This is a genomic window from Nocardia sp. NPDC058058 (genome assembly GCF_042885355.1).
Taxonomy (GTDB): Bacteria; Actinomycetota; Actinomycetes; order Mycobacteriales; family Mycobacteriaceae; genus Nocardia.
This window is the reverse complement of the sequence record NZ_JBHVSA010000005.1, coordinates 480,018-505,350: the sequence shown is the minus strand read 5'-3', so window position 1 is coordinate 505,350 and position 25,333 is coordinate 480,018. Positions and strand designations below refer to the sequence as shown.

Sequence of the window (25,333 nt, the reverse complement as noted above, 5' to 3'; positions counted from 1 at the left end):
GCCCGGTCCCATTCCGAACCCGGAAGCTAAGGCCACCTGCGCCGATGGTACTGCACTCGACAGGGTGTGGGAGAGTAGGACACCGCCGGAACATCATTCGAGAAGACCCCCAGCATTCGCTGGGGGTCTTTTTCGTTTCACCACCAATTCCCTTGCGGCTCCGAATATCACCCGTGTCCCTGTATCTCTCATATGAAGAAGATCCACACAGCGGCCGATGGACGGTAACCGGCGAGGACGGCCACCGAACCATCACCATCACCCACGAATCCAAAGAAGTAGCAGCCGACGAAGTCGAAAAGTCCTTCGGCCGCAAGGCATCCCCGCGGCCGCCGGAACCCCCGCCGGGCTACCACCGCTTCACTCTCATAGACAGCCTCCTCAATTCGGAGGGTGCGACTCCCGACGACCCCGCCTACACCGCGATCAGGTCATCCCCACCCGAAGGCTGCGTCCCCGAACCCCTGACGCACTGCTTCAGCCTCGAATGCACCCGCCCAGGAACAGATCTCCTCGACGCCATCTCCACCACCTGCGCGCTGATCCACAAGGACCACGGCCTGCTCCTGACCGACATCGGCGTCGAAAAGGTAGACGAATGGGTCACCGACGGCAAAGACGGCTGGGGCGCAAGGATTCTGGCCCAACTCCTCCTGATGTCCGTAGAACGAGCCCGCCTCCTCGGCTACACCCCCGAAGACCTGACCCGCTTCATCCACCGAGTAACCGATTGACCCGCGGTGCGCACCGACAACCTTGGCATGATGTTCAGGTGCGCACCCTCCTCATCACCCTGATCATCATCGCGGGCCTGGCCGTAGCCGCCGACTTCGGCGCCGCGGCCTACGCCGAAAAAGCCGCCGCCGAATCCATGCGCAACACAGCCAACCTCGGCTCCGACCCCTCGGTAGACATCAAAGGCTTCCCGGTCCTACTCCAGGCCGCCCGAGGCAAATACGACGAACTCGTAATCAAGGCCAACCACGTAGGCACCGAAAAATTCGGCTTCGTAGACGTAGAAGCCACCCTCCACGGCGTAGAACTCCCCTTGAGCGACCTGAAAAGCCGCGAACTCCACCGAGTCCCGGTAGACCGCCTAGAGGCCACAGCCCGCTTCAACGCCCTCCGCCCCATGGTCCTCCTGGACGTAGCCGGCCTCCTCCCCTTCGGCGTAGTCCCCACCTCAATCCGCATGGACGGCACCACAGTCATAGTCACCGGCACCGGCAAAAACGTCCTCGTGGATATCGACCAACTGAAGGGCAAGAAGTCCTAGGCGCCCGGCCCCTAACGCTGCGCAATGCTGATGTAAGGAGGAGTTCAGTGCCGTCTTCGGAAGCCCATGTAAATAACTGGTGCAGCTGTGAAGACGAGGTATTCGTCTGGCATGTCGGCGTACCCGCGATCAACGATGTCCTGCTCCGCTGGCAGCGAGCTGTGCTGGACGCGGGGGAGCGCACGGGCATTCTGCGCGTACAGGAACTGGCCCTGTCCAATGGCCGATTCCGTTTCGACCGTGACGGCTACGTCCTGGACTTCCTTGCCGATCACCCCGAGCTGGCTCCGAACGTGGAGCCGCAAGAGTCTCGATCCCGATGTGTGTTCGCCAAATACTTGGACGCATCCTTCGGAGTCGTGCCCGCCACCCGTCTCGAATACTATGACCGCGAAGGGAAAATCACGGATTCTTGGATATCAGAAATGAAAGACATCGGCTCCGCCGCCGACCTCCTGGAATCGTTCCAACAGCCACCGGTACTACTGGGCGGCATGGATTCACTTCCCGGCGAAGAATCACTCACCTTCGAACTCGCAGTCACAACCGACATCTTCTTCCCCTGGAATCCCCCCGTCGGGCGACCTGGCAACCAAGCCCTCGACAACACCCAGCTGGCACAACTCAACGGATCCAGGCTGAATGCCTTTCTCGCAGAACTGAAGACGGCCACGGCATCAGCGGGTGGAGTGTGGAATCCGGTCCCGAGTTACAGCCGCAACCGAAATCAAGTCGACGACAACGGCTCCATCATCCTGGATGCCCCGCCGTCCTCCTGGCATGCCTGTTTGCGTGGGTAGTAGGTCACAGGCTTAGCGAGCCGCCCGCAGCTTCGAGTTGACAGAATTCGCATCAAACCGCGCACTGCTGCCCCAAATCTCATGAGCAGCATTGATTTTGGCGACAAGATTGCTCACCAGTGCCCGCTGCTGATCGGCGGTTCTGCTTCCTTCTGTGAGCAGTTTGGCGTACCGCACCGAGTCGACGATGACGGATTTGATCCGTTCGTGGTTGAGGTATGTCTGTAGATCGGTCTCCCAGCGACCGGTCGCTGCTTCGGGTTCGGCAGCGACCCACTGGGACAGGAAGAGGGAGCGCTCGTCCGGCTGGTAACCCATCTTGTGCAGGTGGCTGGCCACGTCGTACAGCGGATCGCCGAGCAGTGCCAGTTCCCAATCCAGAAATACGACCGCGGTGCCATTCTGGATGATCATGTTCTTCCGGTGCACATCCGCGTGCACGAGACGGAACGGGCGAGATTCGAGGGTGTTCCAATCGGAAAGCACTGTGGCAAGCGGATTCTCGGGCACACCCAGGCTGCGATACAGCGGCCCGAATCGATGCTGATTCTCCTGATACACGCGTTCGGTGACGTCGGATAAGCGGCGAGCGAACGCCGCCGGATCTTCCGTGGATGAGCTGGGCAGCGTCGGCAACAGCTCGGTGGGGATGCCGCGCAGTTCCGCGAAGAGCCTGGGGACGTCCCGGGGTACACAATCGGGGACCGCGTGCCCGCGTGGCGCGATGTCATCGAGAAGGTCGCCGGTGATGAAGTCCTGAATCTGGTAGGCCGGGACGGCAGATTCCCAGCGCAGCCGAGGGGCCGCGGTTACGAAGGGTTCGATGGCGCGCAGCACCTCCACCTCCGGCCAGATCCGCAGATCCATAATGTCCGCACCCGCCACCGGAATTCGGACATTCACCGGACCCGTGGCAGTCGCGACCCGCACATTGTGGTTGTAATACCCTGCGGCGGAATCGGTTCGGCTGACTGCTTCGCGGTAGTACGCGTCCGGATCGAGTCCGAGTATCCGGGCGCTCAGCCGTTGAGCGGCGAGTTCCAGGTCGCTATCCGGGGCAAGAGGCTGAATGCGGAGATGTGCCCGCGCGGCCGCCAGTGAGACGGCAGGATCGGGCCATCCGAGTAACGCCAGCACCGCTCGTGCGACCAGTACGAGCGCAGGGTAGACGTTGACCGCCTCCAATTCCGCGACCGCCCAACGTGCTCCGGCGGCAGCGTCTTCTCTACGTCCGCGCTGGGCGTGCACACCGGCTCGGAACAGCTCAGCTCTGGCTCGACCGGAGCGGTAACCCGCGCGTTCGAGTGTCTCGCAGGCGTCGGCGAAGGCTCGTTCGGCCGCATCGAGATCCCCGAGAGCCAACTGGGCGATGCCGAGGGCGGTGTGCGCCTTCCCGAGTTCGTGCAGCGCACCGAGTTCGCGCTGGATCGCGATGGCCGCGGCTGCCGCCGCAATCGCCTGGCTCGGCTCGACGAGCGCCAGCAGTTCGGCGCGGTTTGTGGCGATATTGGCCTGTCCGACAACGCTTCCCGCTGAACGGTAGTGACCGTCGGCCTCGTTCAGATATCGGGCCGCAGCGTCGGTATCGAACGACATCCGGTAGGTGAGGTATCGAAGCCGTGCGGTATCGCCGAGGAACTCGTGATCATCGGAGTCCGCGAGTTCGACCAGGCGGTCACACAATTCGAGTGCCTGCGCGAATCGCCCCTGGCACATGTGCAGGTCTGCGGCCCAGAGGCCGGCATTCAGTCGAACGCGGCCCGATCCATGCGACCACAGCGCCTGGTACATCGTCAGCGCCTCATCCGTGCGGCCGATGATTCGTCGAGCGTTGGCCGCGGCCAATGTAAGCCGTTCGGCGACGGGTCCGGTTCGATCTACATTGATCGAGCTTGTGAGGTGGTCGGCATGTTTGGCATCACCGAGCAGCAATGCGCCCTCGGTCTCCAGACACAGTGTCAGCTCGCGTAATTCGGGAAGGTCCGGCCGGGTGGAGCCGTCATCCAGCAGGTACTGATTCAGGTCCGTGAGCACCGCGTCGATCCCTTGTTTCCCACCCGCTGCCGCGATCCGATCCACATAATCGAGCAGCGTGACGGCCGTCAATGTCCCGGCACGCAGGCCGTGGTAGCCGGCCTCGCGCAATGCGGTCACGCGACCGGACGCGGCTTCCGCACGTGAACGCCACAGGTGGTGCAGCACATCATGAAGCGTAGCGGTCACCCCGATATCCAGCCGGTGGCGCAACGCGGTCACCATGAGCTGGTGTAGCTGGAACCGCCCGGTGGTGCCTTCCTCATCGGCCGCATAGACAAACGAGTATCCGATCAATGACGTCCACGCCGTCACATGAGCCGGGAGTCCGAAGGCGGTCGCGATGGCGGTGAATGTCTCCCTGTCGAAGATCCGCGGCAGGCCGAGCAACTCCAGGGTCCGCACCTCTTCGGGGCGGACGTGCAGCAGGAATCGTTCGAGAATCGTTCCGGGAGAGACGAGTTCGTGTGGCGCCATCACACCACCGCGAAGCCGCGCGTCGATGGCGAGATGAAGGTAGAACGGCACCCCGGCGCTCGCCATGGCGATGGCCATGCGCTCGGCGGGGTCACCGACACCGGAAGCGTCGAGCAGGCGATGCCGGTCGGCCAGAACCAGGTCATCGAGCCGTATCTTCTCGATCCGTCCCTGCCATTCCGGATCGTGGCGCTCCCAGCCCAGCGGTTCCCTGCTGGCGATGACCACCAATCCCTTGTCCAGCTGTGCGACGAGATCCCGCAACCAAGCATCCGAATCCGCCGCTCGCCCAACCCGTTCGACGCCACCGACCAACGCTTCGTAGGCGTCGAGAAACGCTACATACGGTTCGCCTTCCGTACCGGCCGCGAGGTCCGCGGCGAACAGATACGACACCGCACCCTCCAACTGCGACAGCGTCAACTGATCGAGCTCCTGAAGCACCTGATCATGACGAATGCGAAAGGTGCGCTTCATTTTCCGCGCACTCAACTCGATCAGTCGAGCCGCGGTGCCGAAGACCGGTATCCCGGTTGCGTCATTGAGAATCTCGGTGAGCACCTCACTGTTCTCCGCGAACGCCAACGATTCGAAGCTGACTCGAAGATGCGGGTGCAACCGCTGCCACAGCACTGTGTACGCGATATCGAACCGATGGAACTTGACCTTCCGCGACCCGAACTGGGACCGCAACACCGCGAGCGCCTCGATCGACTGCCGCTGACTGGGCACCTGAAAATCGACAGTGGCCGCCGCATGCTCCTTACCAGCTCGAGCCTTCAACTCGGCCAGCAGCCGCGACTTCCCGATCCCGCCAATCCCTGTCAGCAGCAGCACCTTTGGCGTATGCGCCGACTCAGCAAGCAACTCATCGAAACGCAGGAACACCGCATCCCGGTTCACGAACGGACGCCGGATTGCCCCTGGTTGGTAGCGTGCGGTCAACACCATCGAGATTCCCCCTCGCGATCGGCACTGTCGATTCTCCCATGACCAGGTCGGAGCCACGGGCTTTCGGCTGACGTGAATAGGCAACCTTTCAGCCATCAAATCAATTGGCGTAGAACATAATTCGCAGATTCCTTAGTCGAGTGTCCAGTACTGTTGACGTATTGCCGGATCTTCGATGGGGGTATTCGATGTCGGACATTGCTCGGGAACGCAGACGTCGCTGGGTGGAACAGCAGCTCGATCGACTGCCGGGGCTGACGCCACAGCAGCGCAGATTCCTTTCGGTGCCACTGATGGAGAACGGGTGGCACCTACTGGTCGAATCAGTCGGCCAACCTGCGCGCCCGGCCGCATTCGCGATCGGCAGAACCGGGGTCTACGCGCTTGTATTCACCGACAGCGTTCCCGATAGGGCCCAAGTCCGCGGCATCCGTGAGAGCGCCGAGAGTTCCCTCAGGGGCTTGGTGCTGGACCGCGGTCAGTTCGTGCCACACATGCTGGACGTGATGCTCCTGATGGCCAATGCAGTGAAGGTCGAGGCGCACGATCCGTTCCTCGCAGTCGACGAATCGACGTTCCGCGACACCCTCCTGAACGGTGACGGGTGGCTTTCACGACAGCGTGCCCGCGAACTCGCCGCGGCGGCCGATGCTCGCCTTACGCGCTTCGAGTGGTTCTCCAGCGATGACGCACCCACGGCCGAAGCGCCTGTTGTCGAAGAACTCTTCGCTGCCGCCGATCTCCAGGAAGGTGAGCGCGACAAGGCTCTCGGTCGCCCATTCCAGGACTGGATGACTTTCCTTGACCCAGAGCAACTGAGTCTGGTCACTGTGAACTTCAACGGTCCGGCGCGTTTCAGCGGTCCGGCAGGTACTGGGAAGACCGTGGTTGCCCTGCACCGTATGGCACAGCTCGCCAAACAGCATCCGGGCAGGATGCTGTTCACCAGTTTCGTCAAAACCCTTCCCGCATACCACCAATCCGGATACGCCCGCCTGGCGCCACACGCGGCAGAACGCACCGAGTTCATCGGGCTGCACGCCTGGACTGCCCGATTCCTCGCCCACCGCGGTGTGCCCTTCCGCCTCGTCAAAGAGGCAAGTGAGGATGCCTTTGCGCGAGCGTGGGTCAAGGCCCGCGATGTTCTCGGCCGCGTCGACGGCACAGACCACCAGTATTGGCAGGACGAGCTGCACCGCGTAATCAAGGGTCGCGGCATCACCACGTTCAAGGACGAGAATGGTCGCCGTGGCTATCGCAGCATCAAACGTACTGGGCGCGAGGGTGTTCCACTCTTCAATACTCAGCGCGAGGCCGTATGGAACCTGCTTTTCGAGCCTTACCAGGCGCGGCTCGAACACCGCGGCGTCGATGATTTCAACGATCTCATCCGCAAAGCAGTCGACGAACTGCGAGCCCGCCCGCTCGACGACTTCGAGAACTACGCGATGGTCGTCGTAGACGAAGTGCAGGACTGCACTCTGCTCGAGCTCCAGCTGGTGCACCAGATCGCAGGTGGCGAATCGAACGCCCAATTGCTGTTGGTCGGCGACGGCCAGCAGCAGGTCTACGCCGGTGGTTGGACACTCTCGGACGCCGGCATCCCCATCGTCGGCCGCGGCCGAGTCCTGCGAACCAACTACCGCAACCGGGAAACGGTCCTGAACTACGCCCAGCGCATCGAGGCCGCCAACACTGTCGACGACCTCGACGGCGGACCCGGCTTCGTGCTGCGCGACAGCGAAGCGGTGCTGAGTGGTGGGCGCGCGGTCGAAAAATCTGTGCACCGCAACGCAATTGAGACGGAGCTGATCGCAGCGATCACCGAGTCAGGCTTCTCGAATTCGGAGATCGCGGTGATCACCCACACACCACAGGAGGCTCGCACCTATGAGAAGGCATTGGAGCGAGCGGGTTTTCCAGTGCTACCGCTCGTGGACTACGACGGCACACAACCGGACGTCATCAAAGTCGGATCCGTCCGGCGCGGCAAGGGTATGGACTTCGGGGCGGTCTTCCACATCACCGAATCGATCGACGTGCCGCTGAGCGAACTGACCGGCGGAGAGCGGGATCGGGCCGAGACCCTGGCCCGCCAAACACTGGTCGCACTGACCAGGGCTCGGGACTATATCTGGGTTGCTTACCTGCACGACTAGTCGAGGTGCAGGCGTCCGAGGTTGGCTCCGCACGATGATCGATACCGTCGGTCGAATAACGCGCGGCTGTGCGATGCGGTCGTGTCAATGAACCGGCCCGAGGGTGATTCTTGATGCTCAAAGGTCGACCCGATCCGGGAATCGAAGGATGGTCGCGGGTCTCTGGGCGAAGTCGTCCGCCAATCGCTCGTTCGCGGCGCGGGCGCGCTCGCACGGTGGGTCGCAGTCACGATGGTGCGCCTTGGCTTCGATGGCCTCCGTCTGCGTCATCCGGCTTTCGGACTCCGCGACGGTGTGCGCTTCGAGCATCTTCAAGCGTGGGCCGTATCTCTCCGCCGTTGTCGTGCTCCGCGGTTGTGGGCCAACAATCCGTTTCGCCCAATGCCATTCGTTGCGGTCTGCGATCTCAAGCAGTTGCCGCAGTCGGGCGCAACTCTTGTCATTGCGCCCTGGCCCGGCAACGCAGTTGCGATGGGGGTACAGCAACGCTCGCAGGCCGTGCGGATAACGCAAATTGACTCGATACGCTGAAACGGGGTGGTGATCGAGCCGCGAGTAGACGCCGGTCATCGCTGCCGCTCGCTTACCCCGGCCCGATGCCGCCCAGGTGCGCACCTCGCCGCGACGGGATAGGTGCTACCGGTGGACAGTTCGAGCGGAAGCGCAGCCTGTCGAGGCTGTGTGCTTCGGCTGTCGCGTAGGTCCGCCACCACCGCGCCGACGATGGTGATTGAGCCTGTTGTGAGCATGATGAGCAAAACCAAAGATTCCCAGGGCATTTCGATGTCCCCTCGTCAGTGTCCGATCTACTATTCCGAACGGCGGTTCGGCTGAGCTCGCCGCCCGGTGGTGATGAAGCAAGTAGGCACCCGCAACGACTGCGGCGGAGGCACTTTCGGATCGTCCAAATGAATCCGCCCATTTTCCCAGCGTGCCACCCGAAGCGAGCGGAAGATGGCATCCAACAGATCGAGCTACACCATCCATGATCAGCGCGCGAGTCGTCCAAAAACTCGGGAGCAAAGCTTATGATCGGCAAGAATCCGACGACGATCCCCCGTCGACAGCTGGGCCGCCAGCTTCGTGAAATGCGCCAAGCCGCAGGACTTTCCATTGCGGATGCCGCGCGGCTGATCGAACGAGGAGCTGGAACGCTTCAGCGTTTGGAGAAGGGCGAGAACCCACGGATCAGGCTATTGGACATCGAGGCATTGTGCCGCTTGTATGGCGCGGAGACGGGCAAGCTAGACGCATTACAGGCCCTTGCGAAGGAAGCTGATGAGCGCATGCGGCCGGTGGATGAGCGTGTCTGGTGGCACCGATACGACGATCTGATCCCAGACGACTTCGAGACCTACATGAGCCTGGAAGCCGCAGCGACACATGTGATCATGTATCAGACTGACTTGGTGCCGGGGCTGGTCCAGACGGCCGACTACGCGCGAGCACTGGACCGGACATTCTTCACGGCCGATACGCCAACTGACCTGGAACAGCGCATTCAGGTGAAGCTGCGACGGCAATGTGCCCTCACTCGGAAGTTGTCCCCGGTTGAGGTTGACCTCCTCCTAGATGAGGCGGTGATCAGGCGTATTGCCGGAAGCCGAAGAGTGATGGCCGCCCAACTGTGGAAACTGGCTGATGCTCCGCCGAATGCTCGGATCCGAATTGTGCCGTTCACCGCCGGATTCCCGCTCGGAACTGCACCGGGTCCGTTCGTGATACTTCGGTTCCCAACGGATCCCAGCACGGGCGAGCCGGTGGAGCCAACCACCGTGTACAGCGAGTCCTATGGATCCCGGCTGTACTACGACCGTACGACAACGGTGGCGCGATACCTGGAGGCCCACAACGGCATTGGGCAGGTAGCGTTGAACGAAGCTGATAGCAAACACTTGCTTCGGCAGGTAGCGAAGGAGTTCGAAGCATGAGTGAGACGCGGGAAGCACACTGGTTCAAGAGCAGCTTCAGCGCAGGCGGCGAAGCCTGCGTAGAAGCAGCCCACATGCGCGGCGGTAATGTAGGGGTACGGGATTCGAAGTTGGGTGCCGCCAGCCCGGTGTTGGTTTTTGACGGGGTTGTGTGGGATCAGTTCAACAACGCCGTGAAGTCCGGTCTGTTCGACTGTCGCTGATGCTTCGGGTTGCGCTTCAACGTATTTGGATGTCGTGACTAGGGTGGGGATTGCGCCCACCCACGCTCACGACTGGTGTTCTCCGCGCCCCTCGGGAATCGCAACCACCTCGACGGTGACACCGTAGTACTGCTCAAGGTTTTTGGCCATATTGACAATTGCGACCTTGGCGAGGGGGTAGAGGTTCTCAGCCGTGGCGTCCTTACCCTTGAGCTTGATTCCCAAGATCACCTTGGTAGGCCGGAAATCCTCCAAGAGTAAGACCTTGTTATCGCTCGTATCCGCGACCAGCTTGCTGAACTTCTTTCTGGCCTCAGCCTGTGCGAACAACGCCTCGACCGACGAGTAGGCCTGATTCACCTGGTGACTCAGCGGCGCGGCACGGTCTGCACCTTTGATATGCACGAGTGCCCGTGCGTCGGTGAAGCCGTCGCAGGGCTCGAATCCGTTTCCGTTATGCACGCTAGTTCTGATGAGCTTCGTGTCCAGGCACAAGAATGCTTCCGGCCCAAGCTCCTTCTGAACGCGCTCGTTGTAGTCCTTTTCGAGTTCTCCGACGTGCCATGCAGGCAGCACGATCGACGGTTCTTCAAGCATGAGTTCGCGGATATTTCGGTCGATCGACTGCATGTAGGCCGTTCCGCATTCGAGCCATTCACCTTCGCACAGCCAGTAGATACGGGAGCCGATCGAAATCGACGCCTCGAGCCAGAGGTCGGCCGCAGTATCCGGACCGCTGTCATCGGGTCGCTGCCCCAGAATCAAACCGATAGTGCCGTTGTGGAGCGCCTCGGCGGGATTGTCCGTTTGGCAGCACAGCCCACGCACGACCTCCTGGCTCAGATCGGCGACAATCTGCACGGTGCTGCCGATCTCGAGGATGTACCCGGTGACCTCGTGCCTGTAGTCGGTGAGATCGATCGGCATGGCGAAATCGAGCACTGCATCCGAGTCTTCCCTGAGACAGGCGGCGAGTCGCGATTCGAGTTCCGCGCAGACCGCTTCGTCGGTCACCAACTGAATCGCTTCCAGGAGTTCGAACTCGGCGGGAATTTCGCGTCGTCCGATCGCGGCGATCCGTCGCAGGACGTTGACGAACCGCTCCGGGTCCACGGGCATCGGGACGATCAGACTCGAGCCGCCACGGATGGCAACCCGCTGGCGATGATCGAGACCAAGTTCTGCGGCATCAATGACACCGCCGAGGCGCTTCACCAGTTCGGTCCATTCGCGAATACCGATGCTGCTGATCGGGATACCGCTTGTGATGTAGGTATCGTCCTGCCGGCCTGCGACGGCCATGCTCCTGCGGCTTACCTCACGAACCTTGTCCGGGTTGACAACCCGCAGAGCGATCTGCAGCCCGAAGTTGTCTACCTTCAGATCGCTGGGGATGTACTGGTATCCCATGCCGTACCCCGTTGCGAGGACGGTGTCGCCGATCGCCATCACAAGGACGGCGGCAGCGTCTGAACAGTTGAGCTCGATGGGACGAGCAGTGAGCGCTGACAAGGTTTCGCACCACCCGGTGGGCTTCTCTGGCAGCTGCTTTGTGAACAGCACTGCCGGTACATCCCCGATTTCGAACGTGTCGACGTCAAAGCCGTCGCCGACCAGCTTGCCCGTTGCCATCGCATCGAAAATGCCCTCGGCGGTGGGTTGCACATGTTTCAGGCGGTATACCGAGATCTTGCGAACGGAGGTGGCCAAGTCTCTTACTCCTTCAATTCGAAAGTTGACGAGTCGGGCGCTAAAGGCTGTTCTTCCAATTCCGGATCGCCTGGTCCAGCTGGGAATGCAATCGCAGGGCGGCGGTTGTGTTGGGCAGCAACTCCGGATATGCCTCACTGGGCCGTTTGGCGATCAAAGCTCCGAGGTTCGCGGAACTGCGGGAGGGGAAGACGAGCGCGCACTTCTTCTCGCCCAGTTCCCTTGCGAGCCCGAGGAATCCGCGGCCAATTCCAAGGCTGGGGGACTTGTCGTAGTGCTTGGCTTCGATTGCTGCGATCAGACCCCGGTTGCGGGGATACGCCCCGCTCAACCGACTCCGCTGAGCTTCACGATGGTCGATGATCGCGACATCGCATTCGTGTGCGACCTTCGAATACGCGGCAAGTACATAGACGCCCAAGTGGATCTCGAGCAGTTTCGGCGTATCGGGAAAACGCACCAGACCATAGGTGAAGCCGTTCGTCGGCAGCACTCCCGGCGACCTGCGGAACTTCATGAGCGTGGACGGCGCCTTTCCATCCTCGGTCAGCAGAGTCTGGCCTCCGGCGGCTGCGGCCGCGTCGGCACACACTGAGATCAGGGACGCCTCATACAGATCCGACTCATCGGCGCGGTTCCGGTACACGGGTTCGAGCGCACCGATCGCCTGCTCGATGGCCTGGATCAAGTCCACCTTATTCATCGGACATCTCCTTTCCGCTGATGGATCCGCCCGACAGGAGTGTGCGGACGAGGTCTCGGGCGACACGCGCACGCTCGACCTCGATCGACAGGTCGATGCGGGACGGCTCTTCGAATTCCGGATCGCCGAACTGGATCGTCGTGTCCATCCCGTGCGCCGTGGCAGTCTTCAACAGGGCCAGGCGAGATCGATACATGGTCTCCGCCAGGGTCAACAGCGCCTCGTTTATCGATGTCCCGCGCTCGTCATCCGAGTAGGGGACCACGACCATGTCCGCGCGTCCCAAGGGCTGAAGGTCGTTGTCCGCCAGCCTTTTCGACCGTTCTCGCATGTCGGACTCATGCGGCACTGCCCGAACGGGCACCGCTCGCCCGAGCCGAAAATCTTGGTCGAGTTCGTCTGCCAGACTGGGGATGCGTTCTCGGAGCAGCCCCATGATGTGTTCGAATCGTGTGTCGTTCATGGCTATCTCACCTCCTGGTAGTACCGGGCGAAATTTGGTTGGGTGTAGAGCTGATCGGTGTCGTGAGCCGCTCCCTAACTGCAGCTCCGAACGCCGGACGGGCTGATCCGCCCGAGCCGAGTTCCGGTCGCCCGGGCGAGCTCGGTCAGCGTGCGAGCTCCGGTGAGGCGAGCCAGAGTGACTGCTACGTCAGCCGCCGCTACGGCGTCGGCATCAGCGCGATGATGGGCCGTTAGATTGATCCCAAGCGCGGCAACGACCGTCTTCAACTTGTGGTTATGCAAATGGCGAAGGCGTCGCTGAGCCCACACCTTGGTGCACCCGTACGACCAGTCCGGCAGTTCCAAGCCGCTGTGATCGCAAGCCTGACGAACAGCACTGATATCGAAGCTCGCATTGTGGGCCACCACCGCAAGACCATCGATCGTGCGCAGCACCGTCGGCCACAGCTGGGCGAAAGTCGGCTGCCCGGAAACCATTTCGTTGGTGATCTTGTGGATGTTCACCTGAAACGGTTCGAAATGGTCGACCGGCGCGGGAGGTCGGCACAACCAGGACTGGGCCGCGATGCGTCGGCCGTCGCGGACGATGGCGAGACCGATTGAGCAGATACTGCCGCGCTTGGGGTTCGCCGTCTCGACATCGAGTGCGGCGAAAGACAATCCGGTGATCACTGTGCCTCCAGAGGCGTGAGCGGGTGAATGATTGATCTCGTATCGGACTCGATGCCGCCGATCAGTGGGAAAGGTCATCGGGTGCCGCGAACCTGTCGAAGCCTCGAATGGACGACAGCTCGAACTCGGGCACGAAGCCTCTGCCCGAAACGCTGTACCTCGCGGCTGCCGTCATTTGCCGTCGGCTGTTTCCTGAGGCGGCTTCTGGTGGTCCGAGCCTTGGTGACCGGGGCGGTGCGCAGCGCAACTTCAAGGGGAGTCGGCACCCGCGCATCCTCAGCCGAGATCGGCTCGAGCACCACCGGCCGACGGACCTGGACGGCAGCCCCGACCTGTATGTCGGTCGTCGCCTCACTCGCGTTGACGGTGACCCGGCTGGCCTCGTATTCGGTGAGCGACCAACTCGTGAGATGCCAGCCGTCGCACACCGGGCAGCAGTAAACCCGCTTTTCGCGCCGATGCGGATTGGTACGGTCCAGGCAGGCCAGAACCAGCTCGGCATCGGAGCGAGTCATATAGCGGCGCTTGCCAATTCCACAGCGGGTGGTCGGGGCAGAGGTGAACCGCTTGGTCAGGTCGGTGCCGTTGCGCATGTCCAGCCCACGGCGTGACCGATGCGAGCGGCGATGTCCGCGGTTCTGGCGAGTGTGAGTGCTCATGTGCGTCTCTCCTGGTGGACTCGGTACGTCCGGCTTGGCACCGTCCCGGTAGTGCTCGGGGGTGTGGTTCGACATGAGCAACTGTGCGGCTGCAGTTTGATGAAGTCGATTGACAATCGTGATAAGCCGTCTTATCGGTGATTAGGCTGGATGCAATTCTGGAGCCTTCGTATGGTTGAGGCCCGATGAACTCCCGAACAGGAGAGGTGAGTGGCAGACCATGGCCGAACCGATGCTGACCTTGCAGGACATCGCTGAGCTCGCGAAGGTCGAGCGCCCGGTGGTGAGCATGTGGCGCAAACGGCCCACGGTGCGCGGCCAGTACCTGCCCTTTCCCGAGCCGGCTGAGACCGGACGAGTACCGCGATTCCGCCGCGACGACATCGTGGACTGGCTGGAACAAACTGGCCGAGGAAACAACCGTGAATATGATCTCGACGCGCCGACGCTCGGTGTGCCCGAAGGAGTTTCACTTGACGAGCTGGTAATCCTACTGTGCCTGCGCGCCGCCGGTTCGCAGCAGTTGACCGAAGAGGACACGCAGGGGCGTATCGATGCAGCGGAAGATGTAGATCCCCACGACCAGTATTTGCTTTGCGAAACACGGGAACTGAACCCCTCTCATCAGACGCTGGCATTCGTCGACGATCTGGTGGCATCCTGTTTCGGTTTGGACGATGCACTCGAACACCTGGAACACGGCCGGGCGGCCCGTGAGATCGGTGCCCGTGATCTGATCAATTCGGCCGTCGATCTGCTCCGGACGATTGCCCATGCGGCAGTTTCGTTCATCGACGCCGAGGCCGTGCCGTTGGTTTGTGATGGCGAATCCGCGACCTTCGCACTGACCCTGGCCGAGGACTTCCCCGAAATCGTCATCGAGGGCGAGGGGGAGCCGACACGAGCGCTGCGCCGGCGCGCTCTCATACGAGGGTTCACGGTGATCGAGGCCGCCGTCGGTCCGCAAGTCCGATTGCTTTCGGTCGTCGGTGCCAACCCTGATGACGCCCTGGATGCAATCGACAACACGCTACTCGACCTCGGGCTTGGCCAGGTCGCTCTCATCATCGGCGCAGCGTCGACATTGTGCGATTCCTTACGCGGGGACCGCGAGCATCAGCGGTCTCAAACCCTGCGCTCTGGCAATCTCGCTGTGGCACTTCGACTTCCGCGCGGCTTGTGGAAGGAGGCGCATCGGCAGGCTCTCGGGGTGTGGGTCTGCACCGGCGATCGGGGGATCAGTCAGCCGCTGGTAGCGGACCTGGGGGTGGGTCGGATCGAAGATCTCGATCGTGAGGACTTGAGTTCCGATATCGTCGCGGCTCTGGCTCAGACTCGTAGCCGGTCGTATAGATACCTTCGAGCACATCAGCTCCCGGAGATATTGGTTGGCGGTCCCCCGGTACCGCCTGGAATGACCGCATACCGCCTTCATGTCGGGGACCCTATCGCCCATATCGATCGCGTCTACTCGGCAACCAGGGTGACTTCGGTGCCGATCCGTACGCTCGACACGGTGGTCACCGCTCATCAGGCCATGCCTGTGCTGAGGCGACGCACGCTGGCGGAGCTCAAACGGGATGGGGTGCTGCGAATGGTCAGGGGCAATCGAATCGACACGGAGAAGGCCGCAGCAGACGGGACGGTCGCACTGCTGTCCGCCGACCGTTCGACCGACCACCTCCGCTTCGATCCTCTGGATGTATCGAAGCACTACGGTCGAGCGGTGCACACAGAACCTGGCGACGTGATCTTCGCTGACCGCCCGCGGCCTGTCGCATTTGTAGATGAGCGCGGGGGTGCGCTCGTAGCGTCACCGTCGCGCGTGCTGCGGCTGGCCCCAAACGCCGGCATCGGCCCGCGAGCACTCGCGGTGATCATCAATCAGTTGCCGGAGACCGCCCGCGACTGGCAGTCCTGGAGCGTCCCCGTCATCGACAAAGATGAAGTACTGCGCCTGGAGGCAGTCCTTACGGATGCCGCCCATTACCGCGAACATCTGCGAGAACGACTCCGAGCCGCAGACGACCTGGAACACGCGCTGATCGACGGGATCGGCGCGGGCGCGCTCAGCCTGCACACCACGGATGGGAGCAAGCCGTGACTCAACTCGGTTTTGACACAGTCGGTTTGGATCTAGAGAAAAGGAGCGTGGGGGTGGCCCCCAAGAAGAAGCAGGAACCGTCGGCACCGTCGACAATGAAGGAGCTCAAGGACACTCTTTGGGATGCGGCCAATAAGCTCCGCGGATCGTTGTCCTCGAACCAGTACAAGGACGTGATCCTTGGCCTGGTTTTCCTCAAGTATGTGTCTGATGCCTACGACGAGCGCCGCGCGGACATCCGAGCCGGACTCGTGGACGAGGGCTGGGATGACGAACAGATCGTTCAGGTCATCGACGATCCTGAGGAATACCAGGGCTACGGCGTGTTTCTTGTCCCATCTGCAGCTCGCTGGGAGTTCTTGGCTTACAACGCGAAAGGTAGGTCCGCCACCGAAGACTCGCCTGCCAAAACCATCGGCGAGTTGCTGGATGATGCCATGACTGTGGTAATGGAAGCTAACCCTGCACTCAACGGAACTCTGCCGCGACTCTATAATCGAGACAATATCGATCAACGCCGCCTTGGCGAGCTGATCGACCTGTTCAACAGTGCTCGATTCAGCCGTCAGGGAGAACATCGTGCCCGTGACCTGATGGGTGAGGTGTACGAGTACTTCCTGGGGAATTTCGCACGCGCAGAAGGCAAGCGAGGGGGTGAGTTTTTCACCCCGCCCAGCGTCGTCAAGGTGATCGTCGAGGTTCTCGAACCCTCCAGCGGTCGTGTCTACGATCCGTGCTGCGGCTCCGGGGGTATGTTCGTGCAGACTGAGAAATTCATCTTTGAACACGACGGCGACCCGAAAGACGTTGCCGTCTACGGCCAGGAAGCCCTTGAAGAAACCTGGCGCATGGCAAAAATGAACCTTGCTATCCACGGTATCAGCAACAGCGGCCTCGGTGCGCGATGGGGCGACACCTTCGCTCGCGATCAGCATGCAGATGTCCAAATGGACTACGTGATGGCGAACCCGCCATTTAACATCAAGCACTGGACTCGTAATGCCGACGATCCCCGTTGGATATACGGTGTACCGCCCGCCAACAACGCCAACTACGCCTGGATTCAACACATACTGTACAAACTCGCCCCTGGCGGCAGCGCTGGAGTCGTGATGGCGAATGGGTCGATGTCATCGAACTCTAATGGTGAAGGTGACATCCGGGCTCGAATTGTTGAGGCGGATATGGTGTCGTGTATGTTAGCTCTGCCTACACAGCTATTCCGCAGCACGGGAATCCCGGTGTGCATTTGGTTCTTCGCCAAAGACAAGGCTTCGGGCCAACGGGGCGCGGTGGATCGACGCGGTGAAGTTCTATTCATCGATGCCCGTGAACTTGGCTACATGGTGGATCGCGCGGAACGAGCACTTGCTGATGCGGATATTGCCAAGATTGCTGCCACGTATCACTCCTGGCGTGGGACCGGCTCCGCTGGTGCAAAACACTCTATATACGAGGATATTCCAGGATTCTGCAAGTCGGCCACCAATTCTGAGATCAAGGCAGCAGACTATGCGCTTACGCCGGGACGCTATGTTGGCGCGCCGGAGGTTGAGGACGACGGCGAGCCAATCGATGAGAAAGTTCACCGTCTGACAACCGAATTGTTGGCAGCATTCGATGAATCGGCGCGTTTGGAGAAAACCGTACGCGATCAATTGGGGCGAGTCCGATGACAAATCTCATCAAGCGCAGCTTGCTTGAGGTAGTTAGTTCGATTGTCGATAATCGAGGCCGCACGTGCCCGACAGCTGATAGCGGGTTTCCTCTTATCGCTACGAACTGCTTGAAATCGGGAGTCAAATATCCTGTATTTGAAAATATTCGATATGTTGACGAGGTGACGTATGAATCTTGGTTCAGGGCACATCCGGAGCCTGGTGACATTCTATTTGTAACAAAAGGTTCACCCGGTCGCGTTGCTGTTGTTTCCGATCCTGTGACATTTTGTATAGCGCAGGATATGGTTGCCCTACGCGCCAATGAGGATGTCGTGGACTCTGGATATCTTTATTATCGGCTGCTCTCTTTGGATGTTCAGTCGAAGATAGGGAATATGCATGTGGGGACGATGATCCCTCATTTTAAGAAGGGTGATTTCGGTAAGCTATTTTTCGATGTTCATGTGAATATCGGCGATCAGCGAGCCATTGCAGAGGTATTGGGGGCGCTCGATGGCAAGATCGCCGCTAACGACGAGGTGATTATCAAGGCTAACCAGCTCGCGTCTGCGGTACTGGAGTCCTCTCTTAACGGATCGACTGTGTCGTTAGTGTCTATCGCTGAGATAACGATGGGGTCCTCGCCGCCCGGTTCTAGCTATAATGAAAATAGCGATGGAATGTGCTTTTATCAAGGGGTACGAGACTTTGGTATTCGCTATCCATCCAATCGTGTTTGGACGACAGAGCCTGGTCGGACTGCGGAAAAATATGACACACTCGTTAGTGTACGCGCACCAGTTGGGAGATTGAATCTCGCCAATGAGAGTCTTTGTATCGGTCGAGGACTCGCGGGCGTGCGATCCCGTACAGATAGTCCGATGACGCTCTTTCATCAGATTGGTGCGGCCAAATCGGAATGGGCACCCTTTGAAGCAGAAGGGACCATATTTGGATCGATCAACAAGACACAACTCGCGGCTATTCAAGTGCCGATGGTTTCCGCGGATGCCGCTTCGCAGCTGGAAGTGCAGCTCGGTTCTCTTGAGGCGATGATTGCGAGTTCAATTCAAGAGAATATGCTTCTAGAACGTACTCGTGACCAACTTCTGCCCCTCTTAATTTCCGGAAAACTTCGTGTCAAAGATGCAGAAAAGCTAGTGGAAGAAGTCGTTTAATGACCGTTCACGCAGGTGCCAGTGAGGCGTACTGGGAGCAGTTGGCGCTCGAGCGGCTGGGGGAGTGGGGATGGAAGCCGCTGTCCGGGTCGGCGATTGCGCCGGGCGCCGAGTTGGGGAGGGCGTCATGGGGGGAACTGGTATTGCCTGCGCGGATGCTAGCGGCTATGCGAAAGTTGAATCCCGATGTGCCGGTAGAGTTCTTGGAGCAGGCGCGGGCGGAGATCAATCAGGCGAAGTCTCAGGATCCGATTGCTGAGAACTATCGGCTGCACGACATCTGCGTGAACGGGTATCGGGGGGTCAGTTACATCGATCATGAAGGGGCGGAGCAGAATCCGACGATCCGGCTGATAAGTGAGCGAGTCGAGGACAATGAACTGCTGGCCGTGAATCAGGTGACCATTCGGTCGCGGGAGGTGGAGCGTCGCTTTGATGTTGTGCTCTACCTCAACGGGATGCCCGTTGTGGTCATGGAGTTGAAACAGGCAGGCAGCCCGCAGGCGACGCTCGCCGCAGCGCATGCGCAGCTGGGGACATATCTCGACGAGTTCCCGATGGCGTTCCGGTTCGCGGTGCTGATGGTGATCAGCGACGGTATTACGGCGCGGTACGGCACGCCGTTCACCGCCCTCAATCATTTCGCGCCCTGGAACGTCGACGACGACGGCAAACCCGTCAAGTTCGGTCAGCGAGCAGATCCCGACAGCGTTGGGGTGGAGCTCGAGCATCTTGTTGACGGCGTGTTCAATCCTGAACGATTCTTGCAATTGCAACGCAATTTCACTGCATTCGACGAGACGGCCGGCGGTTATGTGAAGCGAATTGCCAAACCGCACCAGTATTTCGCGGTAACCAAAGCCACGGGATGCACAGTGCAAGCGTATGAGAGTAATGGTAAAGCCGGTGTCGTCTGGCATACTCAGGGCTCGGGGAAGTCGATGGAAATGGAACTGTATGCCCACCTCGTGGGTATACAGCCCAAGTTGAAGAATCCGACGCTTGTTGTAGTCACTGATCGGACCGAGCTCGATGATCAGCTGTTTCGGACGTTCCGGCGGTCACAGCTGCTGGCTGAGGAGCCTGTCGCGGTCACCTCGCGTAAACATCTGCGTGACGAGTTGAGAAATCGTGTGACTGGCGGAATCTACTTCACTACATTGCAGAAATTCGGGCTTTCGGAAGACGAACAGAAGGCGGGCCAGACACATCCGCAGTTGACCGATCGTCGCAATGTAATTCTCATTGTCGATGAAGCACATCGTGGTCACTACGGCAATCTCAACGGTTTCGCTAAACACATCAAGGACGCGCTGCCCAACGCGACTAGGATCGCGTTCACGGGCACCCCGATTTCAACTATCGAACGCGATACTCGCGCCGAATTCGGTCCTGATATCGACGTATACGATCTTACTCGTGCGGTGAGGGATGGTGCCACCGTTGAGGTGGCGTTCGAGCCACGGCTCATTCGTATGCAGTTTGCGGCAGACGTTAGTGACGAGGACATTGACCTGGCCGCTGACGAAGTCACTGTCGGCTTGGACGATGTTGAACGCGCTCGCATCGAAAAGTCTGTTGCGGCGATGAATGCCATTTATGGTGCACCGGTCCGGATCTCAGCTCTAGCGAAAGACATTGTCGATCATTGGGAGACGCGGTCAGCGGAGATGACCAAGTTCCTCGGCTTTTCTGGTCGCGGTTTCATCGTTGGGGCAACTCGTGAGATCTGCGCGAAGTTGTATGAGGAGATTATTGCGCTCAGACCAGAGTGGCACGACGAGGCTCTAGACAAGGGGGTGGTGAAGGTTGTCTACTCCGGTAGTGCGAAGGACACAGGCGTAGTCAGCAAACATGTTCGGCGTTCGGGAGAGAACAAAGAAATCCAGGAGCGGATCAAAGATCGGAGTGGGACCGATCCTTTGCGGTTGGTGATCGTCAAAGACATGATGCTCACCGGATTCGACGCCCCGCCCTTGCATACCCTGTACCTCGATGCGCCTCTCAAGGGCGCACTCCTGATGCAGGCACTCGCCCGAGTTAATCGAACCTTCCTCGATAAGCCTTCCGGCCTGTTGGTGGCTTACGCGCCGGTGCTGGCTGACAACTTGGAGAAAGCGCTTGCCGAGTACACGACCACGGATCAGACTGAGCGGCCGGTCGGCCGGGATACCAGCGAAGCGGCCGTACTGGTCACCGAGTTGATTGCAACCCTGGATCTCCTCTGCGCGGGGTACGCCTGGCGCTCCAAACTGGATGTGGGCAAACACGGTTGGGTCCGCGCTGCTGTCGGCCTGACCGAATATCTGCGCTCACCGTCCACACCTGGGAACCAGGTGCCGGAGGGCGAGGACACTCTCACTGAGCAGTTTCGAACCTATGCCAATCAACTTGCGCGCGCGTGGACCCTGGCAGCCGGTCACGAGACTCTCGCTGAACTGCATCCGGTCGTCCGCTTCTATGAAGAGGTTCGGGTCTGGATGGCCAAGTTCGACGCCGGCCAGCGGCAGTCAGAGGGGCGTCCGGTTCCCGAAGAGATCCAGCGGATGCTGGCCACTTTGGTCGCAGACTCGACCGTCTCTGGTGAGGTAATCGACATCTACGATGCGGCTGGTCTACCCAAACCCTCACTCACCGACCTGACCCCCGAGTTCGAATCCCGAGCGCGCTCGGCGACCAACACGCACTTGGCGATCGAGGCACTACGAGCTTTGGTTACTGACCGGGCGCGAAATGCGACTCGAAACAACCTCGTTCGCGAACGGGCTTTCTCCGAACGTTTGCGGGAGCTGATGCGCAAGTACACCAATCAGCAGCTCACCGCAGCCGAGGTGATCGCGGAATTGATTGAGCTGGCGAAGGAGGCGACCGCGGAAAGCAACCGCGGTCAGAACTTCACCCCTCCGATGTCGAGCGATGAACTCGCTTTCTACGATGCGGTACGCGAGAACGAGTCGGCGGTGCAAGCGATGACCGATGACACCCTTGCCCGGATCGCGCGGGAACTACTTCAGGTAATGCAACGAGACATCAAGACGGACTGGACAGTTCGTGACGATGTGCGAGCTAAGCTGCGCTCTTCGATCAAGCGCCTGCTGATCAAGTACAAGTACCCGCCGGACAAGCAGCCCGAAGCGATCCGCCTGGTCGTTGAGCAGATGGAGGCGATGGCTCCCCGTTACGCTGAGGAGCTGCGGCAAGCAGGATAGGATCTTCGGATCCTCCTCTAGTGCAACGAGTTTCGTTCCGAATGTCAGGACCCTTCTAGTTCTTCGCCTCGTTTCCTGTCGATTGTCGTTACTCGCGGGGGTATCGAGAGCGGCGATCTTGCTCCAACTCTTGCGATCGCTGCGCGTGTCCCTGGAGAGTGCCCGGAAGGCCATAGGGACAGTGGAATTGGCCTTCGACGGCTGTAGCCACGTGCCGGAGAACTATCCGAGATCGAATCGGTTCGTTCCCTTTGCGCAGCGGAGTGATAGCAAATTTCTATACTGGTGATGCTTTGCGAATCTTCACGGCACTGCGCTGAAGATGTATTTCTGGTGTTGTGTACCGTCCTTCTTGGCCATGCAGAGCATTCTTCCAACGGGTTGATTGAGCGGTGCCCCTGTCGCAATTTGCCAGCTTCTACGGATCACCCTTGTTCACCTGATTGGGTCCAGCCAGTGAGGAATTTCAGAGCTGCTCGATGGTGCGCCGCCCAATCGCCGCGCTCAGGGCATCCAGCTCCGCCAGCACGTCAGTCGCGGCCCAGATTCGGTTGCGTTTGCTCTCTGAGAGCAGTTCAAGAATTCCCGCGTCGGTCAACCTGCCCAGTGCCCGGTAGGTGCTGGCTTCGGTGGTGCCGGTGAGGTGTTGTGCGGTGTCGGCGTTGAGGATTGGGGTTTCGAGTAGCGCCGAGAGGAGGCTCTCGTCCGCGGAGTTGGTTCGCGGGCGGGCGATGTCGCGCCAGCGGCCTGGTAGGTCGGCCAGGGCCAGGGCGGAGTCCTGGGCGGCCTCGCTGGCGTGGATCGCGCCGGTTGCGAGGTACTCGACGAACGAATCTACGTCGCCATGGCGAAATTGGTTGAGGTGCATGAAGTATCGGCTGGTGTCGGCCAGCATGACCGATGCCAGTGGGACGGTTACCTGGCGGGTGAGGCCGCGGCGGCGTAGTACCGCGCTGATCAGTGCTCGTCCGATGCGGCCGTTGCCGTCTGTGAAGGGGTGGATGGATTCGAATTGGGCGTGCGCGATGGCGGCTTGGGCGAGGATCGGCAGGTCGGTTCGGTTGACGAATGCCAGGAGGTCGGTGATCAGGTCGGGAACCAGTTCGGGGGGCGGGGGGATGTGGGCGGCGTTGATCGGGGTGTAGTCGCTGCCGCCGATCCAGTTCTGGACATCTCGTAGTTGTCCCGCGTCGCGAGACGTGTAGTAGTCGACGGCCATCAGCAGGCGGTGAGCTTCGAGTAGATCGTCGAGCTGGATGGTGCCCGCACCAGCCGCGTCGACCATGGCGATTAGGGCTTTGACTGCTGCCAGCTGCGATTTCGCTTCGTCGCTGGCTTTCCCTCCGGCGACAGCTTTGCCGAAGGCGTGCCAGCCCGCGTCGATATGTTCGATCTTGGAGGATGCGACGGACTCGCTGCGCAGCAGGAAGTCCGCGAGCGGGGCCAAGTGCTCACCGAAACCTGCCTCGAGGCGGGCAATCGCGATCAATGCCGCTTCATGAGTGCGGGCAACGGTCCCGGTCGGGTCGTAGTCGAGCTCGCCGATTGCGGGCGGGATCGCGACCGTGATCTGGTCAAGGGTGCGGTCGGCCCTCGAGCCTTGGCGCTGACTCGGGCTCCAGATCCGATCTTCGTCGCGGTGAGGCGGCCAGTCCACGAGGTCTCCATCAGCTAAGGTACACCAACTCTATGTTTAATATACTTTATGCATAAAAAACGCATTTATAGTTCGTGTTGATGTACTTTACCGATTTGCATTGAAGACCTACGGCTGCGCCGGCGCTACTTCACGTTCCTTCCATACCCGAACACGCTGTTCAGGTGCCAGTTGATCTCTTCGATGACGAAGGGGCTGGGTTCCGCTTCGTAGGAGTCGGAGGTGATGGCTTCGGGGGTGATGTGGTCGAAGGAATCGTCTTCGTCGTTCCAGATTGATCTGCGGGAAGAGTATTCGTATCGGGGGATGCCGCCGGAGGCGTCGGCGGGGCAGTCGCGCATGCCGCCTGTGCAGCGGGCTCGGGGTGTTTTGGCGGTGCGGGGGAGGAGTTCGGTGAGGACCAGGTGGTGGGGCCAGGGGTCGACGAAGTCGTAGAGGTAGTAGAGGGTGTCGCCGGGGGTGGTGAGGAGCTCGTCGAGGCGGACCTGGTTTTCGGGGGTGGCGGGGTCGCCGGCGGCTACCGCTTCGGGGGAGATGTAGCGGTCGGTGGGGGTGTCTATGGTTGGGCCGCAACGGAATTCGTGGTGGGCGCGGTCTACCCAGCCGAAGGATGCGCCGAGTACCTCGTGGAGGTCGTGCAGGAAGAGTTCGGAGGAGACGTCGAGCCAGCGGTAGAGGGGTGGGTCGGTGCCTTCGATTGTGGCGCGCAGGCGGAAGGTGACCGGCTTTTTGCGGCGCGGTCGGCGGGGGGATGGCTGTGTGTCGGCCACGGGGCGAGAGTAGTTGGTGAAGAGCCCGCGGCGGATTGCGACGGTGAATGTTGCTGCGGCGTAAGAGGCTAGCTGCCGTCTGCGAGCTCGGTGAAGAGGCGGTTCACGAGGGAGTGCAGGTCGCCGCAGTTGGCGGTTGAGCTGGTGATGCCCGTCAGTTCGATGGATTCCTCGAGCGCCGCCACGCGGTCCGCGGTCATGATGTCGCGGGCGTTGTGGGTGGGGCGGGACAGCATGCGGATCAGGTCGGGGACTTTGTGAGTGTGGCGGAGGTCGAGGCGAGGGAGATTTACGCGTAGGGAGTCGTTGGTGAAGCAGATCGAGGGGCGGAAGTAGGGGGATTCGCCTGTAGTCAGTAGCAGGTGGCGCAGGGCTGCGCCCTTGTGGATGGCCAGGGTCATCGGGTTGCCGTGCGGGATTCGGGAGCCGTCCTCGGTGTGCTGAACCCAGACGCCGTGCCATTCGTCTATGGCTCCGCGCCAGGATTTGAGTTCTATGAGGTGTACGCCGCTGGGGGCGGCCAGTAGCAGGTCTACCTCGAACAACGTGCCGCTGCGGGTGGCGAAGGTGAAGTTGGACCAGGCGCGCCAGGGGGCGCGGTCGGGGAGGGATTCGCGGATTCGGTCCAGGCCGCGGCGTTCATGTTCGAACGCGGATTCGGTTACTGCGGTCCAGCGGGTGTGATCCATTGGGCGACCTCGTGGGGCGAAACGG

At 60.7% G+C, this 25,333-nt stretch carries 20 protein-coding genes and 1 rRNA gene; 11 read left to right on the top strand and 10 right to left on the bottom strand.

The window, feature by feature from the left end:
* The 4 genes from rrf to ACFVUS_RS40870 all read left to right on the top strand — a co-directional run.
* Window positions 1-91 (top strand): 5S ribosomal RNA (gene rrf / locus ACFVUS_RS40885); the annotation flags it as partial.
* A gap of 82 nt (window positions 92-173) precedes the next feature.
* Entirely contained in the window at window positions 174-734 is a 561-nt protein-coding gene (locus tag ACFVUS_RS40880; RefSeq protein ID WP_387779870.1) for a hypothetical protein, read from the top strand.
* Window positions 735-772: 38 nt separating this feature from the next.
* Window positions 773-1,276: an LmeA family phospholipid-binding protein gene (locus tag ACFVUS_RS40875; RefSeq protein WP_387779867.1), complete on the top strand. Its 504-nt coding sequence runs from the start codon at window positions 773-775 to the stop codon at window positions 1,274-1,276.
* Window positions 1,277-1,323: 47 nt separating this feature from the next.
* Window positions 1,324-2,076 (top strand): hypothetical protein, encoded by a 753-nt coding sequence (locus tag ACFVUS_RS40870; RefSeq protein WP_387779864.1) that lies wholly within the window; start codon window positions 1,324-1,326, stop codon window positions 2,074-2,076.
* Between the two features lie 12 nt (window positions 2,077-2,088).
* Here the strand turns inward: ACFVUS_RS40870 and ACFVUS_RS40865 are convergent, their stop codons facing one another.
* Entirely contained in the window at window positions 2,089-5,538 is a 3,450-nt protein-coding gene (locus ACFVUS_RS40865) for a phosphotransferase (protein WP_387779861.1), read from the bottom strand.
* A 224-nt stretch (window positions 5,539-5,762) separates the two neighbouring features.
* On the opposite strand from ACFVUS_RS40865, the gene ACFVUS_RS40860 reads away from it, so the two are divergent.
* Entirely contained in the window at window positions 5,763-7,697 is a 1,935-nt protein-coding gene (locus ACFVUS_RS40860; protein WP_387779858.1) for a UvrD-helicase domain-containing protein, read from the top strand.
* 117 nt (window positions 7,698-7,814) lie between these two features.
* Here the strand turns inward: ACFVUS_RS40860 and ACFVUS_RS40855 are convergent, their stop codons facing one another.
* Complete coding sequence (locus ACFVUS_RS40855) at window positions 7,815-8,267, bottom strand: hypothetical protein (RefSeq protein ID WP_387779855.1); 453 nt, start codon at window positions 8,265-8,267, stop codon at window positions 7,815-7,817.
* Window positions 8,268-8,725: 458 nt separating this feature from the next.
* Here ACFVUS_RS40855 and ACFVUS_RS40850 point away from each other — a divergent pair, with 458 nt between their 5' ends.
* Together ACFVUS_RS40850 and ACFVUS_RS40845 are read left to right on the top strand one after the other, a co-directional pair.
* Window positions 8,726-9,628 (top strand): helix-turn-helix domain-containing protein, encoded by a 903-nt coding sequence (locus ACFVUS_RS40850; RefSeq protein WP_387779852.1) that lies wholly within the window; start codon window positions 8,726-8,728, stop codon window positions 9,626-9,628.
* Window positions 9,625-9,831 (top strand): DUF397 domain-containing protein, encoded by a 207-nt coding sequence (locus ACFVUS_RS40845; RefSeq protein ID WP_387779849.1) that lies wholly within the window; start codon window positions 9,625-9,627, stop codon window positions 9,829-9,831. The genes ACFVUS_RS40850 and ACFVUS_RS40845 overlap by 4 nt, the downstream gene beginning before the upstream one ends.
* Window positions 9,832-9,897: 66 nt before the next feature.
* Here the strand turns inward: ACFVUS_RS40845 and ACFVUS_RS40840 are convergent, their stop codons facing one another.
* The 5 genes from ACFVUS_RS40840 to ACFVUS_RS40820 all read right to left on the bottom strand — a co-directional run bounded on the left by ACFVUS_RS40840 (window position 9,898) and on the right by ACFVUS_RS40820 (window position 13,974).
* Window positions 9,898-11,541, bottom strand: a complete 1,644-nt coding sequence (locus tag ACFVUS_RS40840; RefSeq protein ID WP_387779846.1) for a DUF6119 family protein — start codon at window positions 11,539-11,541, stop codon at window positions 9,898-9,900.
* A gap of 40 nt (window positions 11,542-11,581) precedes the next feature.
* A complete protein-coding gene (locus ACFVUS_RS40835) occupies window positions 11,582-12,244 on the bottom strand; it encodes a hypothetical protein (RefSeq protein ID WP_387779843.1) in 663 nt (220 codons plus the stop codon).
* Window positions 12,237-12,707, bottom strand: a complete 471-nt coding sequence (locus ACFVUS_RS40830) for a hypothetical protein (RefSeq protein ID WP_387779840.1) — start codon at window positions 12,705-12,707, stop codon at window positions 12,237-12,239. Before ACFVUS_RS40830 ends, ACFVUS_RS40835 begins: the two co-directional genes overlap by 8 nt.
* 74 nt (window positions 12,708-12,781) lie before the next feature.
* Window positions 12,782-13,381: an exonuclease domain-containing protein gene (locus tag ACFVUS_RS40825; protein ID WP_387779837.1), complete on the bottom strand. Its 600-nt coding sequence runs from the start codon at window positions 13,379-13,381 to the stop codon at window positions 12,782-12,784.
* Window positions 13,382-13,455: 74 nt separating this feature from the next.
* A complete protein-coding gene (locus ACFVUS_RS40820; protein WP_387779834.1) occupies window positions 13,456-13,974 on the bottom strand; it encodes a hypothetical protein in 519 nt (172 codons plus the stop codon).
* Between the two features lie 286 nt (window positions 13,975-14,260).
* Between ACFVUS_RS40820 and ACFVUS_RS40815 the strand changes: the two genes are divergently transcribed.
* The 4 genes from ACFVUS_RS40815 to ACFVUS_RS40800 are packed head-to-tail and all read left to right on the top strand — an operon-like array spanning window position 14,261 to window position 22,192.
* Window positions 14,261-16,144 carry a helix-turn-helix transcriptional regulator gene (locus tag ACFVUS_RS40815; protein ID WP_387779832.1) on the top strand — a complete coding sequence of 628 codons (1,884 nt, stop codon included), beginning with the start codon at window positions 14,261-14,263 and terminating at the stop codon, window positions 16,142-16,144.
* A 53-nt stretch (window positions 16,145-16,197) separates the two neighbouring features.
* Window positions 16,198-17,820 (top strand): type I restriction-modification system subunit M, encoded by a 1,623-nt coding sequence (locus tag ACFVUS_RS40810; RefSeq protein ID WP_387779829.1) that lies wholly within the window; start codon window positions 16,198-16,200, stop codon window positions 17,818-17,820.
* Entirely contained in the window at window positions 17,817-18,983 is a 1,167-nt protein-coding gene (locus ACFVUS_RS40805) for a restriction endonuclease subunit S (RefSeq protein WP_387779826.1), read from the top strand. The genes ACFVUS_RS40810 and ACFVUS_RS40805 overlap by 4 nt, the downstream gene beginning before the upstream one ends.
* Entirely contained in the window at window positions 18,983-22,192 is a 3,210-nt protein-coding gene (locus ACFVUS_RS40800; protein ID WP_387779823.1) for a type I restriction endonuclease subunit R, read from the top strand. The genes ACFVUS_RS40805 and ACFVUS_RS40800 overlap by 1 nt, the downstream gene beginning before the upstream one ends.
* Before the next feature lie 466 nt (window positions 22,193-22,658).
* Here ACFVUS_RS40800 and ACFVUS_RS40795 read toward each other — a convergent pair whose 3' ends face one another.
* The 3 genes from ACFVUS_RS40795 to ACFVUS_RS40785 form a co-directional block, all read right to left on the bottom strand.
* Entirely contained in the window at window positions 22,659-23,849 is a 1,191-nt protein-coding gene (locus ACFVUS_RS40795) for a Fic family protein (protein ID WP_387779820.1), read from the bottom strand.
* A gap of 125 nt (window positions 23,850-23,974) precedes the next feature.
* Window positions 23,975-24,619 carry a plasmid pRiA4b ORF-3 family protein gene (locus tag ACFVUS_RS40790; RefSeq protein WP_387779818.1) on the bottom strand — a complete coding sequence of 215 codons (645 nt, stop codon included), beginning with the start codon at window positions 24,617-24,619 and terminating at the stop codon, window positions 23,975-23,977.
* A gap of 68 nt (window positions 24,620-24,687) precedes the next feature.
* Window positions 24,688-25,308, bottom strand: a complete 621-nt coding sequence (locus ACFVUS_RS40785) for an NERD domain-containing protein (protein ID WP_387779815.1) — start codon at window positions 25,306-25,308, stop codon at window positions 24,688-24,690.
* Window positions 25,309-25,333: the final 25 nt, after the last annotated feature.